Source organism: Paenarthrobacter nicotinovorans, assembly GCF_021919345.1.
Lineage (GTDB): Bacteria > Actinomycetota > Actinomycetes > Actinomycetales > Micrococcaceae > Arthrobacter > Arthrobacter nicotinovorans.
This window is the reverse complement of record NZ_CP089293.1, coordinates 1,687,061-1,702,454: the sequence shown is the minus strand read 5'-3', so window position 1 is coordinate 1,702,454 and position 15,394 is coordinate 1,687,061. Positions and strand designations below refer to the sequence as shown.

Genomic DNA, 15,394 nt, shown 5'->3' with positions numbered 1-15,394 from the left:
CTAGAGCCCCACAGATGCCAGGAGGTGTCCGACTTCCTGCCTGCCGAGGTTGCGGATGCTGCCCTGGCGCTGGTCACCCAGGCCGATGGGACCAACCTTGACCCGGACAAGCCGTTCTACCGGGAAGCCGACGGCGTCGAACATGCGGCGCACAATGCGGTTCTTACCGGAGTGGAGGACAACCTCGATCAGGACGTGGCCCGGAGTGGAGTCCACCAGCCGGAAGGAGTCCACTGCTGCTACGCCGTCTTCAAGCTCAACGCCGCTCTTCAGCTTGGCGCCGACTCCTTGCGGGAAGGGGCCACGCACCTGGACCAGGTACGTCTTGGGTACCTCGTAGGAAGGGTGGGTCAGACGGTTGGCGAGCTCGCCGTCGTTCGTCAGCAGAAGCAGTCCTTCGGTGGCGACGTCGAGGCGTCCTACGTGGAACAGGCGTTCGCCCTTGTTCTTGCTGTTCTTGAGGAAGTCGCTGATGCAGGGGCGGCCCTCGGGGTCTTCCATGGTGGAGACAACGCCCTTGGGCTTGTTGAACACCATGTAGACGAGGGTCTCGTCCAGCTGGATACGGATACCGTCCACGTGGATGACTGCCGTTGCAGGGTCCACGCGCATTCCGAGCTCGGTGGTGACCACGCCGTCTACTTCAACGCGGCCTTCGAGGATCATTTCCTCACAGACGCGACGGGAAGCAACTCCGGCCTGGGCCATGACCTTCTGCAGGCGTACGCCGTCGGCATCGTGAAGGTCCGACTGCGGGACCTCTTGGCGGGGCCCGCGGTTGCGGCCCGGCTTGCGCACGGGGCCAAGGTTCTGGCCGAACCGTTCGCTGCCGAAGGCCTTGGAACCGTATTGCCGGGCCGGCTTGGCCTTGGGCTTCAAAGCGCCGGGCGTGCCGGGTGCCTTGCCGAAGCCGGGCTTGTTGGAGCCGGGCTTGCGGAACGGCTTGGCAGGCCGTGCGGCCTGGCCGCGGTCGTAATCGCCGGCCGTTGTGGGGTTGTCGGGATCGAAGGGGGCCGCTTCGCGCGGCTTCGAAGCCTTGAAGGGGCGACCCTCGCCCTGGGTGAAGTTGCGCTTTCCAGCGCCGGCGCTTCCGCCGCGGCCGGAGAAGCCGCCGGCGTTGGAGCGGCCAGTGCCGCCTCCCTTGGCCTCATTGCGTCCGGAGCTGTTGCGCCCCGAACCGTTACGTGGTGAACTCTGGCGTCCCGCCTGTGTCATGACCCGTCCTTGTGTAGTAATGGCCGGCATTGTGTGCTGCAATCAACACTAGCCAGCCGGGCAGACATCGTCTGCCCCTTGTCGCTGTGCACCTATATAAGGTGCCGAAATTCAGTATGAAGTTGTGTCGCACAGCCTGTTGGAGCCCGTGGCTACATCCGGCTTGCGTCGTAGTATTCGTCGATCCCTTCCAAACCCGGAAGGTGCGGCGAGAGCTGTGGCAATTCGGCCACCGATCCAATGCCCATCCGTTCCAGGAAGTACGAGGTTGTCCGATACAGGACAGCCCCGGATTCGGGATCCGTTCCGGAGTCCTCGATCAAGCCCCTCTGCGTAAGGGTCCTGACCACGGAATCGACGTTAACGCCGCGAATGGCGGACACCCGGGCCCTGGAGACCGGTTGCCTGTAAGCAATAACCGCCAGGGTTTCAAGTGCTGCCTGAGTAAGCCTGGTGGTCTGCCCCTCGAGGACGAACCTTCCCACGATGTCGGCGAAATCCGACCGTGAATAGATCCGCCACCCTCCAGCGACGTTCCGCAATTCAAAACCCCGGGGTGCAGTGCTGGCAACGGCAAAGCCGACAGCATCCACGTCCGGGGCTTTAACAGTATAGCCGCTATACTCCCGCCGCAGGTCCTCCAGCAAATCCTCGACGACGGCGACCGTTACGTTGAGTCCGGCGGCCAGCTCTTCGGAGGTTGCCGGCTGGTCGATGACCATGAGCACGGCCTCCAGCGCAGCGCGGGCTCCGCCGGGCAAAGCCTCCAGCTCCGCAAGCCCATCCTGGACCGCTTCTTGTTCACTCATTGATACCTGCCTCGTATTCTTCACTCAGCCTTGAGCTGTCCCATTCGGCGTCGTCGCCGGTCCACCGCACCGTCAGCTCTGCCAGCGGCTCCGGCTGTTCGAATGCGATCACGCGATCCCGGAACATCTCCAGCAACGCCAGGAACCGGGCCACCACCACCAAGGTGGTTTCGGCATCGGCAATCAGCGTCTGGAAGGACAGCGGGGCACCCAGCTTCAGGCGATGGCCGATGATCGCCGCCTGCTCCTTGACGCTCACCGGCGGGGCGTGCAGGTGGCCCAAACCCACCTCTTCCGGAGTCGAGTCCTTGGGCTTGAGCGCTTTGGCCGCCAGTTCACCGAATTGTTCAGGGGTGTGCCGCCACACGAGTTCCGGAAGCAGCGCGGCGAAGTGAGCCTCAAGAGCCACTTGGCGCGGGTACCGCATGGCTTCCTGCTCCAGCGTTTCACCCATGATTCCGGCGATTTGCTTGAAGGCCTTGTACTGCAGCAGACGGGCGAACAAGAGGTCCCTTGCCTCCAGCAAGGCAATGTCCTCGGCATCCTCCACTTCTCCTGCGGGCAGGAGGCGGGCGGCTTTGAGGTCAAGCAGGGTTGCTGCGATCACCAGGAATTCGCTGGCTTCGTCCAGCGCCCAGTCCTCCCCCAGTTCCTGGAGGCGGCGGATGTACTTGATGAACTCATCGGTGACGGTAGCCAAAGCCACTTCGGTGATGTCCAGCTTGTGCTTGGAAATCAGTCCCAGCAGGAGGTCGAAGGGGCCGGTGAAGTTGGCCAGCCGGACCTCAAAGCCCGCTTTGGGAGCTGCGGAGGTATCGGCGTCGGGTGCTTCCCGTTCGGCGATCGCTTCCGATGCCGGGGCGAGTGACGGTGCCACCGTCGGTTACGGCGCGCCGCCGCGCGAAATCAGTTCCTTGGCAAGGCGGCGGTAGGCGTCGGCACCGATGTGGTTGCCGGCGTAGCTCGTGATGGGCTCCGCCGCCACCGTGGCGTCGGCGAATTTGATGGAGCGTTTGATGACGGTCTCGAAGACTTTGTCTCCGAAGGCTTCCACCAGGCGGGAGATGACTTCACGGCTGTGCAGGGTCCGGGCGTCGTACATCGTGGCCAGGACGCCGTCCACCTGCAGGCGCGGGTTGAGGCGGTCCTGGACTTTCTCAATGGTCTCGACAAGCAGGGCCACGGCGCGCAGGGCGAAGAATTCGCAGATCAAAGGGATGATGACGCCGTGGGCTGCCGTGAGCGCGTTGACGGTCAGAAGACCCAAAGAGGGCTGGCAGTCAATGAGCACGACGTCGTAGTCGTCTTCGACGTTCTTGAGGGCGCGGTCAAGGACCTGTTCCCGGGCTACCTCATTGACGAGCTGCACTTCAGCAGCAGAGAGGTCGATGTTGGCAGGAAGGAGATCCACGCCCTCCACCCCGGTCTGCTGGATGGCGTCACGGATATTGACCTTGCGGTCCATCAGGACGTTGTAGACAGTGAGGTCGAGTTCATGCGGATTGGCGCCCAGGCCTGCCGACAAAGCGCCCTGGGGGTCAAAGTCCACCAACAGGACCCGCCGGCCGTACTCTGCGAGCGCTGCTGCAAGGTTGATGGTGGACGTCGTTTTACCGACCCCACCCTTCTGATTGACCATGGCGATGACTCGCGCCGGCCCGTGGGAGGCAAGGGGTGCAGGTTCCGGGAATTCGCGGTAAGGGCGGCCCGTAGGCCCCATGACGGCGTCTTCCAGATCGAGCTCGGTGCCTTCCAGCGTAGCTGTTCCCCGTTCGATGCTCACGTATCTAACCACTCTTTCGACGACGATCTTCCCTGCCGCTGTACCCCCGGCTGCAGCGCTACTACCCCCTTAGGCTACATGTCCCGACACGGTAATCCGGGGAACTTGACTTTGTCCGTTGTTTGAGCCTTGACCCTCTAGTTGAGGTCGAAGGTTGGGATCCGGGAGCCTGGCCGGGTATTGGAAAACGCCGAAGGCCGGCACCTGGATGGTGCCGGCCTTCGGCGTTGCTGTTCTGTTCCGGGACTTGGCTGTTAGACGACAGCCTTGCCGCGGGTTTCGGCTTCGGCGACAACCACGTCTTCTTCGCCATGGGCCATCATCGTCTGCTCGTCGAAGGGCTCGCTTCCGGAGAGGACCCGCTCGACCTGGCCGTTGTCGATTTCCTTGACCCAGGTACCGATGAGGACGGTGGCCACAGCGTTGCCGGTGAAGTTGGTCAGAGCGCGGGCCTCCGACATGAAGCGGTCGATGCCAACGATCATGCCTACCCCGCCCAGGAGTTCGGGCTTGTGCGCCTGGAGACCGGCCGCCAGGGTCGCCAGTCCGGCACCCGTCACGCCTGCGGCTCCCTTGGAGGCAATGATCATGAAGACCAGCAGCGAGATCTGCGCACCGAGGTCAAGCGGCGTACCCATGGCGTTGGCCACGAAGAGGGAGGCCATGGTCAAGTAGATGGCCGTGCCGTCCAGGTTGAAGGAGTAGCCCGTGGGAACGGTGACGCCAACGACCGGCTTGGAAACACCCAGGTGTTCCATCTTGGCGATGAGGCGGGGAAGAGCCGCTTCGGAGGACGACGTGGAGAAGATCAACAGGTATTCGCGGGCCAGGTACTTCATGAGGCGGAAGATGTTCACGCCGGCCACGGCGCGGAGCAACGTACCGAGGATCACCACAATGAACAGGGCGCAGGTGATGTAGAAGGCCAGCATCAGGGTGAACATGCTCAGGATGGCCTGGGCACCCGTCGCACCGACGACGGCGGCAATCGCACCGAACGCACCTACCGGGGCCAGCCACATGATCATGATGAGGATGCGGAACACGAGTCGCTGACCGTGGCCGATGGCATTGAGGATGGGCTGGCCTTGCTTGCCCATCTTCTGCAGCGCGAAGCCGACCAGGATTGCAGCAAGCAGGGTGGGCAGGACGGGGATGTCGCCCGGAATGATGCCGAGGAGGAAGTCAACGGTGCTGTCCGTCGCCGCCTTCTTGTTGGGATCGTACGGCGTCAGCTTGAGTCCCTCACCCGGGTGGATGAGGTTGCCGACCACCAAGCCGATGGCGAGCGCGAACGTCGACATCGCCACGAAGTACCCCAAAGCGAGCCCGCCGACCTTGCCGACGGTTGCGGCCTTGGCGATGGAGCCGATGCCAAGGACAATGGTGCAGAAGATCACGGGGGCGATCATCATCTTGATGAGTTTGATGAAGCCATCACCCAGCGGTTTGAGTGACTTTCCGACCTCAGGGAACATCAGGCCGACGACAGCGCCAAGCACTACGGCCAGGATGACCGCGATGTACAGGTAGTGCGACTTGTCGAGCCCCTTGCGTCCACTTTTGGCAGCTACTGCCGACTCTCCTCGTTGAGAGGTCATGGGATTCTCCTTCTGGATACTGTGTAAGGCGCTGCGGTCCTGCACTGATGTCCAATCCGCTGCCCTTGTGTGATATCCATCATTGAGCCGCTGGTGACATACATCACCGTTGCGGTCATATTGGTCATGGAGGTCCATGTGTTTCACAGCTGGAGCATTGCCCGGCGGTTGTTTGTTGCGAACTTGCTGTTCGTCCTGGTGATGACGGCGGTCTTCGGGACCTTTTCGGTGCTGGAAGCCAGGGACCGGGCGTATGACAACGCCGGCGGGCGGATGCTTGCCCTGTCCACGTCGATTGCCAACAACCCCCTCGTGCTGGAGGCGGCCGCCACTGCCAACCCGTCAGAGACGCTCCAGCCGTATGCCCTGAAGGTCATGCACGATGCCGATGCGGACTTCATTACGATCATGGCTCCGGACCGGACGCGGTGGACCCATCCCCGGGCCGAAGAGCTGGGCAAGCCTTACATCGGGACGATCGAGCCTGCCCTGCGCGGAGAGACCTTCACTGAAGTCACTGCGGGAACGCTGGGGCCTTCGGTCCGTACCATTGCACCGGTCAGGGCACCGGACGGATCCATCAAGGCTTTGGTTGCCGCAGGGGTCACGGTCCGCACGGTGGACACCGACGTTGCCGAGCGGTTGGGCGTCATTGGCAGCATTGCCTTGGTGGTGCTGGCATTCGGGTCTTTTGCTGCCTGGCTGCTGGGCCGCTACCTCCGCTCGGTCACCCGCGGTTGGGGGCCGGAACAGCTGGCACAGCTCTTCGCCTACTACGAATCGGTCCTGCACTCAGTACGCGAGGGCCTGATTCTCATCGACACCCACGGCAAGGCCGTGATGTACAACGACCAGGCAGCCGAACTCCTGGGTTTGGAGCCTTCCGACGCCGACAGGTCACCAACGGCGGCGCCAAAGCTGGCGGAGCTGCCGATCGACGGCAGCCTGCGGGCACTGTTCGAATCCGGCAGGGCCGCCCATGACGAAATCCACCTCACCGGCTCCCGCATCCTGGTGATCAACCAGGCTCCGGCGGTCGGACCGGTTCCCGCGCGCAGCCGCCAGAAACCGGCGGTGTATGGGACAGTGGCCACCATCAGGGACCGCACGGAAATCGAATCCCTGGGCACGGAGCTGCAGACCATGAAAACCCTCTCCGATGCTCTGCGCGCCCAGACCCACGAACACGCCAACCGCCTCCACATGATCGTCTCCTTGCTGGAACTGGGCCGGACACCGCAGGCCCTGGACTTCGCCACCAAGGACCTGGAACTCAGCCAACAACTCACCGATGACATGGTGGCCTCGGTGGATGAACCCGTCATGAGCGCTCTGGTGATGGGCAAGGCCGCCGAAGCTCATGAGCGCGGCGTGGAACTGATTGTCCGGACATCAGGGAGTGGCGGTGTCCGGGGGCTGGAAATCCAGGACCTCGTCACCATCCTGGGTAACCTGCTGGACAATGCGATCGATGCCGCGGCAGCCGGGGATTTCCCCCGCCAAGTGGAAATGGACGTGGACGCCGGTCCTGCCGCTGTCGAATTCACCGTGCGCGATTCGGGCGCCGGCATCGACCCTGAATCGATCGACGACGTCCTGCAGTACGGATTCAGCACCAAGTCGTCGGAGGGAAACTCCCGTGGAGCGCACGGCCGGGGGGTGGGTCTTGCCCTGGTGCGGCAGGCCGTCCAGCGGCTGAACGGTACGATGACCATCAGCAATCCCGGCGGTGCACAGTTCCATGTTGTGCTGCCTTCGCCGGTTCCCGAGGAAGAGAAGGCATGACAGACATCCGCGTCCTGGTTGTAGAGGACGAGCCGATCGCTTCGGATGCCCACTCCGTCTACATCGGCCGCCTGGACGGATTCACCCTGGTGGGAACAGCGCCAGACGGACAATCGGCCCTCCGCATCCTGGGTGAGTTCGCAGCATCAGGCTCCCCCGTGGATCTGGTCCTGCTGGACATGAACCTCCCGGACTTGCATGGGCTGGACGTCGCCCGCCGCATGCGCTCAGCAGGTGTCTTCGCCGACATCATCGCCATCACGGCCGTCCGTGAACTGAACATTGTCCGCAGTGCCGTATCCATCGGCGTCGTGCAGTACCTCATTAAACCGTTCACGTACGCCACCTTCGCGGACAAGCTGCGCAGCTATCGGACATTCCGCGAACAGTTGGCGGGTTCACTGTCCGGGATTTCCAAAGCCGGCGCGTCACAGAGCGACGTTGACCAGGCGTTCGCGAGCCTCCGTGCCCCGACGGAACTGCCGCTGCCCAAGGGTCTGTCCGGGTCCACGCTCGAAGCGGTCAAGGAACTGGTGCGGGGGCGCGAGGATCCCATTTCCGCGAGTGAAGTCATGGACGCGCTGGGAATGTCCAGGGTGACCGCCCGCAGGTATCTGGAGTACTTGGCCGACGCCGGAACGGTCACCCGGGCACCGCGGTACGGCACTCCTGGCCGACCGGAGAACGAGTATGGCTGGAACCGCAATTGAATGAATGTATACAAAGCATCGCTCTATAGCCCTATTGCTGGCGTAGCTCGTCCTCAATGTATACACTGAGGTCATGCGCGCCAGTGATCGGGCTTACAGGGCCCTCCGGGAAGACATTCTCGAGTGGCGCCTCCGCCCCGGCACCGTCCTCGCTGAGGTCGAGCAGTCCGAACGCCTTGGGGTCTCGCGCACTCCCGTCAGGGAAGCGCTGGGGCGACTCACCGCGGAAGGTCTGACGACGGCGGCGGGCGGCCGCGGCGTCGTCGTCACCGATATCTCGCTGGACAGCATCGACGAACTGTTCGAACTGCGCGAAACCCTGGAGGTAAGGGCCGCTTCCCTCGCCGCGCAACGCGGCGAACCCGGAGTGTTCGCGGAACTGCACGCAGAACTGCTGCTGGCTCCCACGCTGCTGGGCGACGACGATCCCGCCAGGCACGAGTACTACGCCCTGGTGAGCCGTTTGGACGAAGCCATCGACGCCGCGATCTCCAATGTGTACATGGCCAACGCCATGCGAAGCCTCCGCGTCCACCTTGCCCGCGTCCGCCGCCTGGCCGCCGACGACACCGCCAGGCTCCAAGCAGCGGCCGCCGAACATGCCGCCATCGCCGAAGCAATCGCCGTCGCCAACCCGCGCCTGGCCGAAGCCGCCACGATGGTCCACCTGCACCGCAGTCTCACCCACCTCAAAGCCGCTCATTCAGCCGGCTGAACGTCCCACCAGAAGGAGCACCATGGTCAAGTCCAACCACGTCCGTGTTTACAAGTCCGAGGAGAACCTTCCCCGGGAGGAGCAGCTGGCGCACAAGATCGCCGTGGTCGCCGCCGACCCCGTCGAGGTCACCCCGGAGGTCACCGACATGGTGATTAACCGCATCATCGACAACGCTTCCGTTGCCATCGCCTCGCTGAACCGGGCACCGATCGTCGCAGCCCGTGCACAGGCCCTGACGCACGGCCCCTCCGCCAACGGCAAGGGTGCCCACGTCTTCGGCATCACTGAGCAGGTCTCTCCGGAGTGGGCTGCCTGGGCCAACGGCGTAGCCGTGCGCGAACTCGATTACCACGACACGTTCCTGGCCGCCGACTACAGCCACCCGGGCGACAACATCCCGCCGATCCTGGCCGTTGCCCAGCACGTTGGCTCCAACGGCGCTGACTTGGTCCGTGCCATCGCCACCGGCTACGAGATCCAGGTGAACCTGGTCAAGGCCATCTGCCTGCACAAGCACAAGATCGACCACGTCGCCCACCTCGGCCCATCGGCCGCCGCAGGCATCGGCACCTTGCTGGGGCTGGATGTCGAGACGATCTTCCAGTCCGTGGGCCAGGCCCTGCACACCACCACCGCCACGCGCCAATCCCGCAAGGGCGAAATCTCCACCTGGAAAGCCCACGCCCCGGCGTTCGCAGGCAAGATGGCGATCGAAGCCGTGGACCGCTCCATGCGCGGACAGACCTCCCCTGTGCCGATCTACGAAGGCGAAGATGGCGTGATCGCCTGGATGCTCGACGGACCGGACGCCTCCTACGAGGTCCCGCTGCCGCTGCCCGGTGAAGCCAAGCGCGCCATCCTGGACACCTACACCAAGGAACATTCCGCCGAGTACCAGGCCCAGGCCTGGATCGACCTCGCCCGCAAACTGCACCGCGAGCACCCCGAAACCACCGACCCCGCCAACGTGGAATCGGTGCTGATCAAGACCAGCCACCACACGCACTACGTGATCGGCTCCGGCGCGAACGACCCCCAGAAGTACTCCCCCACGGCATCCCGCGAAACCCTGGACCACTCCATCCCGTACATCTTCACCGTCGCCCTGCAGGACGGCGCGTGGCACCACGTGGACTCCTACGCCCCCGAACGCGCCGCCCGCCCGGACACTGTGGAACTCTGGCACAAGGTCACCACTGTGGAGGACCCGGAATGGACCCGCCGCTACCACTCCCTGGACATCGCGGAAAAAGCCTTCGGCGGCACTGTTGTCATCACACTCACGGATGGGTCGGTTGTCACGGACGAGATCGCCGTAGCCGACGCCCACCCGCTCGGTGCCCGGCCGTTCGCCCGCGAGCAATACATCCACAAGTTCCGCACGCTTGCTGCCGGGCTCGTGGAGGAAGCCGAAATCGAAAGGTTCCTCGCCGCCGTCGAACGCGTCACCGAACTGGGCGAAGGCGAACTGGACCAGCTGAACATCACCGCAGCCCCCGGCGTGATCAACCTCAACAACGCACCCAAGGGACTGTTCTAAATGCTGTACTCCAAAGTCACCCCCGAACAGAAGCGGCTGAAACTCCGGGAACTGCTGGCCTCCGGGACCGTGCAGCAGTTCCCGGGCGCCTTCAACCCGCTCTCCGCCCGGCTCATCGAAGAGAAAGGCTTCGCCGGCGTCTACATCTCCGGCGCCGTCCTCGCCAATGACCTCGGCCTGCCGGACATCGGGCTCACTACCCTGACCGAGGTAGCCACCCGCGCCGGACAGATCGCCCGCATGACCGATTTGCCGTCGCTGGTGGACGCGGACACCGGCTTCGGCGAGCCCATGAACGTGGCGCGCACCATCCAGGAACTCGAAAACGCAGGCCTGGCCGGTTGCCACATTGAGGACCAGTTCAACCCGAAACGCTGCGGACACCTGGACGGCAAGAACGTCGTCGACATCGACACCGCCACCAAACGCATCCGCGCCGCAGCAGACGCCCGCCGGGACCCGAACTTCCTCATCATGGCCCGCACCGACATCCGCGCCGTAGAAGGAATCCAGGCAGCACAAGACCGCGCCAAAGCCCTCGTAGACGCCGGCGCCGACGCAATATTCCCTGAAGCCATGGCCACCCTGGACGAATTCCAAGCCATCCGCGACGCCGTGGACGTTCCGATCCTGGCCAACATGACCGAGTTCGGCAAAAGCGAGCTCTTCACCGTCGACCAGCTCCAAGGGGTGGGCGTCAACATGGTCATTTACCCCGTCACGCTCCTCCGCATTGCCATGGGCGCTGCAGAGCGTACTCTGGAATCGATTAAGGCTGCGGGGACCCAAGAAGCGCAAGTGGAAAACATGCTCACGCGTGCGCGCCTCTACGAACTCGTCGACTACGAGGCATACAACCAATTCGATACCGGCGTTTTCAACTTCCAGGTTCCTGGCGTCCGCTAGGTTCCGGATTCATCAAGGGGAACGCAGGCGTTCCGGATCGACCCGGTGCACCTGCACTATGAACGAAGGAGAGCAGCATGGCAGCTGTTGACATCAAAAAGGGCCTTGCCGGAGTCGTGGTGGACTACACCGCCGTCTCGAAGGTCAACCCGGACACCAACTCGCTCTTGTACCGCGGATACCCGGTCCAGGAACTGGCCGCCAAATGCAGCTTCGAAGAGGTCGCCTATCTGTTGTGGAACGGAGAACTGCCCAACGAGGCACAGTTGGCCGAATTCACCGCCCGCGAGCGCGCGGGCCGCGCGCTGGACCCGGTAGTGAAGCAGGTTATCGATGCCCTGCCCACCACAGCACACCCCATGGATGTGTGCCGCACCGCCGCGTCCGTACTCGGCGCCCGGCACGAGCTGGCCGAGGATTCATCACCCGAAGCCAACATGAAGAAAGCCATCGACCTGTGGGCTGCCATGCCCGCCGTCGTCGCCTACGACCAGCGCCGCCGCCACGGTCAGGAACCCGTGGAACCCCGCGAGGACCTGGACTACTCCGCCAACTTCCTGTGGATGACCTTCGGCGAAGAACAAGTGCCCGAGGTAGTGGAGGCTTTCAACGTCTCGATGATTCTCTACGCAGAGCACTCCTTCAACGCTTCGACGTTTACCGCCCGCGTAGTCACCTCCACGCTCTCGGACCTGCACTCGGCTGTCACCGCAGCCATCGGAGCACTCAAGGGCCCGCTGCACGGCGGCGCCAATGAGGCCGTGATGCACACGTTCGACGAAATCGGCATCCGCAGCGAGGAGTCCCTCGAAGAAGCCGCCTCCCGGGCGAAGACGTGGATGGAAGACGCGCTGGCGCAGAAGAAGAAGGTCATGGGCTTCGGGCACCGCGTCTACAAGCACGGCGACTCCCGCGTGCCCACCATGAAGGCCGCCCTGGACAAGATGATCGCCCACTACGGACGACCCGAGCTCCTCGGTCTTTACAACGGCTTGGAGCAGGCCATGGACGAGGCCAAGGCCATCAAGCCCAACCTTGACTACCCTGCCGGACCCACGTACCACCTCATGGGCTTCGACACCCAAACCTTCACACCGTTGTTCGTCGCCAGCCGCATCACCGGTTGGACCGCGCACATCATGGAGCAGGTGGCTTCGAACTCCCTGATCCGCCCGCTGAGCGAATACAACGGACCCGAAGAGCGCCACGTTCCGTAAGGCTTTTTGGGCGCCAAAAGCGGTAAGTACGACGTCGGGCCGGTCACCGAAAGGCGACCGGCCCGACGTCGTACTCTTTAGGCCTCAGGTTCCGCCCACTCCACAGTGTGGACCTCAGCGACATTCTCGTTGTCTTCCGCCAGGTCGACGCGCACGGCGATGCGCTGACCGGAAATCATGGCGGGCAACCAATGCTCGGCATCTGCCCACATCCGCTCCACCGGAAGCCGGCCAACGGGGAACCACGCCGGAGCGATCTCCTCGCTCTCGGAGGGCTCGCCTTCCCAGGCACGGGTGAGGAAGACCGTGGTGGCCATGTTCCATTCGGGCCTGGCCGGAAAAACGAAGTCTACGGTTCCCGCGGGAATCAGGTCATGCGCATGGACCACCACGTTGATTTCTTCCATCACCTCACGGCAGGCGGCCTCGGATGCAGTCTCCCCCACTTCGACGTGTCCGCCTACGCCCACTACTTTTCCCCGGCCAAAGCCGGTCTTCTTGGTGCCGAGAAGTACGTATTCGCCGTCCGCACCGTCGCGGAGGAGGAAGCACAAAGTCACCTGGGCTGCAGTCATGCTGCCTACCTTAACCTGATCTCCCCAGCCGTTGCCGCCATTGCTACAGTGAGCCCATGAGCGAAGGTGGGGGTGAAGCGGGCGCCAAAGCGGCCGCCGTCGATGAGGTTGGCGGGATGCCGTCCACAGCGGAAAGCACCCGGGACGGGACAACAGTCAAAGGCGCCGAAGCCAAAGCCGAACGGGACGCCTGGCTCCCGCGCTGGCTTGTGGCTCATCCGCTGAACGCCGGGTGGGCGTGGACCCTTCTCTGGGCTGGGCTCATTGTCCTGGACGAACTGCTGGACCTGGCCGGCTGGACCTGGTATCTGCTGGTCCTGGTTGCTGCCTTGCCGACGCTGATCTCCACGCTGGTGGTGCTGCACGCCACCCCACGGAGCCATCTCCGCGCGGTCGACGCGACGGTGCTCGGACACTTCTTTGTCCGGTTCCTGGCATTGGTGGCGGCCTTCATGGTGTGGGCTGCGTCAGTGGTGATGAGCGCGTCCATCTCCACCACTGTCCAGTCAGTAATCGGCGACTCGGAGAAGGAAGTCACTGCCCTTGGCTTCAACCTCATGCTGGCGGCCGTTCCCCTGGTGCTCTCCGTGCTCTGGATGGCCTTCATTGTGCGGTGTGCCTGGTTCCTGCGGCGGCTGCGCGGTTGGCGGCAGGTGCCGGTCAAGACCAGGGTTCCCAAGAAGTTCCTGCGGGGACGTCCACGGCTGAAGCGCGTGGTGGTGGGACTCGCCCATCCGGGTTTGCTGCTGGTGGCCGGACTGGGAACTTCTTTGTTGGCGCTGTTCGTGGACGCCGTCGAATTGACGCTGAACGTTCTGGAGTAACCTGCTTCCGGCGGAGTGGTTCCAGTAACGGTTTCCAGCCGAGGGTTACCAGCCGAAGATTACTAGCCGAGCGCCCTGGGGTGGGCCGCTGCGTAAATCTCGCGCAGGGTGTCGGCGGTGACCAGGGTGTACACCTGTGTGGTGGTCACGGAGGCGTGGCCCAGCAGCTCCTGCACCACCCTTACATCAGCGCCACCCTCCAACAGGTGCGTGGCGAACGAGTGCCTCAGCGTGTGCGGCGAGACATCCTTGGTGATGTTCGCCCTCTCGGCCGCCGTTTTCAGAATGGTCCATGCGCTTTGCCGGCTGATCCGGCCTCCACGGGCGTTGAGGAACAGCGCCGGGGTGCCTTTGCCCTTGGAGGCAAGCAAGGGCCGACCCCGGACGACATAAGCTCCGACGGCGCGGGCACCGTATGATCCCAGCGGCACCAACCGTTCCTTGGAACCTTTGCCGAACAACCGTACGATCGCCGGACCGGCTCCAGGGTTTTCCAACGAGACATCGTCCACGTCCAGCCCGACGGCCTCGCTGATGCGGGCTCCGGTGGAGTAGAGGAACTCAAGAAGCGCCCGGTCCCTGAGCCCTGTGGCCGTGTCCGAACCTGCAGCCTCCAGGATCCGCGTCACTTCTCCTACGCTGATGGCTTTGGGAAGCCGTTTGCCCGGCATGGGCGGGTGGACATCGCTGGCGGGGTCCGCCGTCGTAGTCCCTTCCAACGCCCAAAACTTGTGAAGTCCGCGGACGGCAACCACGGTGCGCGCCGCTGAGCGGACACCCAGGACCGCGCCTCCATCCGATCCGTCGGACAACGCCTGGACGAAAGCTGTCACATGATGGCGTGTGACGTCGCCGGGCTGCTCCACCCCCTGCGAGGCAAGGAAATTGGAGTATCGGGCCAGGTCACGGCGGTAGGCAGCCAAGGTGTTCGCCGCCAGGCCGCGCTCCACGCCAACGTGCTGCAGGTAATCCGTTACCGCACGGTCAATCCCGTTGATGGGTCGGGCAGCGGCTTCGGTCATGCTCAGCGCTGGCTCGGGTGTGCCGGCCACGGCGCGTTGGCAGGGCGGAGGCTGGTGAATCCGTCGGCCTTCGCTGCAGCGGCGGCAAGGATGCCCAGCACCGCGGAGGGGTTGTGCAGGCGCCCCTCCAGGACGGCCTTGACCGCATCTTCCAGCGGAACCCAGTGGAGTTCGATCTCCGCTTCCTCGTCCGTACGGACGTGGCGCTCGGCCTCGGGAACATCCCGCAGCCCGCGCGCCAGGTAGATGCGGACTGCCTCGCTGGAGGAGCCGGGCGAGTTGAAGAAGTCGACCAGGACATTCCACGTCGCCGCCACAAGGTCAGCTTCCTCGGCAAGTTCCCTGGCAGCACCCACCACGAAATCCTCACCCTCCACGTCCAGCAAACCGGCCGGTATCTCCCAGAGGTCCATGCCCACAGGGTGACGGTATTGCTTCAACAGCAGGATTTCCCCGTCGACGTTCATGGGAAGCACCGCTACTGCACCTGGGTGGTCGATGTAGTCGCGGACCAGGGTGTTCGTGCCCTCACTGAGTTGGAACGAGTCACTGACCACGTCCCAGATGCGTCCTTCGTAAACCTTGCTGGTAGACAAAAGACGGCGCGGGCTCGGCATGTCCGAAACCTGCCTTGATGTGCGGGGGGTTTCAGAAATACCGGGCATCGCGCCGTCCTTCGTTAGTGCTTG

The 15,394-nt window shown here is 63.7% G+C and carries 15 protein-coding genes; 7 read left to right on the top strand and 8 right to left on the bottom strand.

The genetic code is table 11. The features are described 5' to 3' along the window. The 5 genes from JMY29_RS07935 to JMY29_RS07915 form a co-directional block, all read right to left on the bottom strand. Entirely contained in the window at positions 1-1,215 is a 1,215-nt protein-coding gene (locus JMY29_RS07935; RefSeq protein WP_039240696.1) for a pseudouridine synthase, read from the bottom strand. 152 nt (positions 1,216-1,367) lie between these two features. Beyond that, positions 1,368-2,024, bottom strand: a complete 657-nt coding sequence (gene scpB, locus JMY29_RS07930; RefSeq protein ID WP_018779253.1) for an SMC-Scp complex subunit ScpB — start codon at positions 2,022-2,024, stop codon at positions 1,368-1,370. Beyond that, positions 2,017-2,901 carry a segregation and condensation protein A gene (locus JMY29_RS07925; protein WP_039240693.1) on the bottom strand — a complete coding sequence of 295 codons (885 nt, stop codon included), beginning with the start codon at positions 2,899-2,901 and terminating at the stop codon, positions 2,017-2,019. Before JMY29_RS07925 ends, scpB begins: the two co-directional genes overlap by 8 nt. Positions 2,902-2,907: 6 nt before the next feature. Continuing rightward, positions 2,908-3,807 (bottom strand): ParA family protein, encoded by a 900-nt coding sequence (locus tag JMY29_RS07920; RefSeq protein ID WP_018779251.1) that lies wholly within the window; start codon positions 3,805-3,807, stop codon positions 2,908-2,910. A 254-nt stretch (positions 3,808-4,061) separates the two neighbouring features. Then, the gene (locus JMY29_RS07915; RefSeq protein WP_018779250.1) at positions 4,062-5,408 is read right to left on the bottom strand and encodes a C4-dicarboxylate transporter DctA; all 1,347 of its coding nucleotides are present in this window, start codon (positions 5,406-5,408) and stop codon (positions 4,062-4,064) included. 138 nt (positions 5,409-5,546) lie between these two features. Here JMY29_RS07915 and JMY29_RS07910 point away from each other — a divergent pair, with 138 nt between their 5' ends. The 6 genes from JMY29_RS07910 (at position 5,547) to JMY29_RS07885 (ending at position 12,284) form a co-directional block, all read left to right on the top strand. Next, positions 5,547-7,193, top strand: coding sequence for a sensor histidine kinase (locus JMY29_RS07910; protein WP_039240744.1), 1,647 nt, complete (start codon positions 5,547-5,549; stop codon positions 7,191-7,193). After that, a complete protein-coding gene (locus JMY29_RS07905; RefSeq protein ID WP_018779248.1) occupies positions 7,190-7,903 on the top strand; it encodes a response regulator in 714 nt (237 codons plus the stop codon). Before JMY29_RS07910 ends, JMY29_RS07905 begins: the two co-directional genes overlap by 4 nt. A gap of 73 nt (positions 7,904-7,976) precedes the next feature. Next, a complete protein-coding gene (locus JMY29_RS07900) occupies positions 7,977-8,618 on the top strand; it encodes a GntR family transcriptional regulator (RefSeq protein ID WP_026267373.1) in 642 nt (213 codons plus the stop codon). A 22-nt stretch (positions 8,619-8,640) separates the two neighbouring features. Continuing rightward, positions 8,641-10,161, top strand: a complete 1,521-nt coding sequence (locus tag JMY29_RS07895; protein ID WP_189075749.1) for an MmgE/PrpD family protein — start codon at positions 8,641-8,643, stop codon at positions 10,159-10,161. Then, a complete protein-coding gene (prpB, locus tag JMY29_RS07890; protein WP_064723236.1) occupies positions 10,162-11,067 on the top strand; it encodes a methylisocitrate lyase in 906 nt (301 codons plus the stop codon). It abuts the gene before it with no gap. A 77-nt stretch (positions 11,068-11,144) separates the two neighbouring features. Next, on the top strand, positions 11,145-12,284 hold the full coding sequence (locus tag JMY29_RS07885; protein WP_018779244.1) for a bifunctional 2-methylcitrate synthase/citrate synthase: 1,140 nt from the start codon (positions 11,145-11,147) through the stop codon (positions 12,282-12,284). Between the two features lie 77 nt (positions 12,285-12,361). Here JMY29_RS07885 and JMY29_RS07880 read toward each other — a convergent pair whose 3' ends face one another. Continuing rightward, positions 12,362-12,859: an 8-oxo-dGTP diphosphatase gene (locus JMY29_RS07880; RefSeq protein ID WP_189075750.1), complete on the bottom strand. Its 498-nt coding sequence runs from the start codon at positions 12,857-12,859 to the stop codon at positions 12,362-12,364. Positions 12,860-12,915: 56 nt separating this feature from the next. On the opposite strand from JMY29_RS07880, the gene JMY29_RS07875 reads away from it, so the two are divergent. Continuing rightward, positions 12,916-13,683 (top strand): hypothetical protein, encoded by a 768-nt coding sequence (locus JMY29_RS07875; RefSeq protein WP_189075751.1) that lies wholly within the window; start codon positions 12,916-12,918, stop codon positions 13,681-13,683. A gap of 62 nt (positions 13,684-13,745) precedes the next feature. On the opposite strand, the gene xerD is transcribed toward JMY29_RS07875, so the two are convergent. Then, the gene (xerD, locus tag JMY29_RS07870) at positions 13,746-14,705 is read right to left on the bottom strand and encodes a site-specific tyrosine recombinase XerD (RefSeq protein ID WP_189075772.1); all 960 of its coding nucleotides are present in this window, start codon (positions 14,703-14,705) and stop codon (positions 13,746-13,748) included. A gap of 2 nt (positions 14,706-14,707) precedes the next feature. Next, a complete protein-coding gene (locus tag JMY29_RS07865) occupies positions 14,708-15,370 on the bottom strand; it encodes an NUDIX domain-containing protein (RefSeq protein ID WP_018779240.1) in 663 nt (220 codons plus the stop codon). Positions 15,371-15,394 lie beyond the last annotated feature (24 nt).

Bases quoted from the DNA above. Each gene is read 5' to 3' on its own strand.
- JMY29_RS07935 (WP_039240696.1), bottom strand. From the start codon at position 1,215: ATGACACAGGCGGGACGCCAGAGTTCACCACGTAACGGTTCGGGGCGC.
- JMY29_RS07905 (WP_018779248.1), top strand. From the start codon at position 7,190: ATGACAGACATCCGCGTCCTGGTTGTAGAGGACGAGCCGATCGCTTCG.
- scpB (WP_018779253.1), bottom strand. From the start codon at position 2,024: ATGAGTGAACAAGAAGCGGTCCAGGATGGGCTTGCGGAGCTGGAGGCT.
- JMY29_RS07865 (WP_018779240.1), bottom strand. From the start codon at position 15,370: ATGCCCGGTATTTCTGAAACCCCCCGCACATCAAGGCAGGTTTCGGAC.
- JMY29_RS07875 (WP_189075751.1), top strand. From the start codon at position 12,916: ATGAGCGAAGGTGGGGGTGAAGCGGGCGCCAAAGCGGCCGCCGTCGAT.
- xerD (WP_189075772.1), bottom strand. From the start codon at position 14,705: ATGACCGAAGCCGCTGCCCGACCCATCAACGGGATTGACCGTGCGGTA.
- JMY29_RS07900 (WP_026267373.1), top strand. From the start codon at position 7,977: ATGCGCGCCAGTGATCGGGCTTACAGGGCCCTCCGGGAAGACATTCTC.
- prpB (WP_064723236.1), top strand. From the start codon at position 10,162: ATGCTGTACTCCAAAGTCACCCCCGAACAGAAGCGGCTGAAACTCCGG.
- JMY29_RS07885 (WP_018779244.1), top strand. From the start codon at position 11,145: ATGGCAGCTGTTGACATCAAAAAGGGCCTTGCCGGAGTCGTGGTGGAC.
- JMY29_RS07880 (WP_189075750.1), bottom strand. From the start codon at position 12,859: ATGACTGCAGCCCAGGTGACTTTGTGCTTCCTCCTCCGCGACGGTGCG.
- JMY29_RS07895 (WP_189075749.1), top strand. From the start codon at position 8,641: ATGGTCAAGTCCAACCACGTCCGTGTTTACAAGTCCGAGGAGAACCTT.
- JMY29_RS07915 (WP_018779250.1), bottom strand. From the start codon at position 5,408: ATGACCTCTCAACGAGGAGAGTCGGCAGTAGCTGCCAAAAGTGGACGC.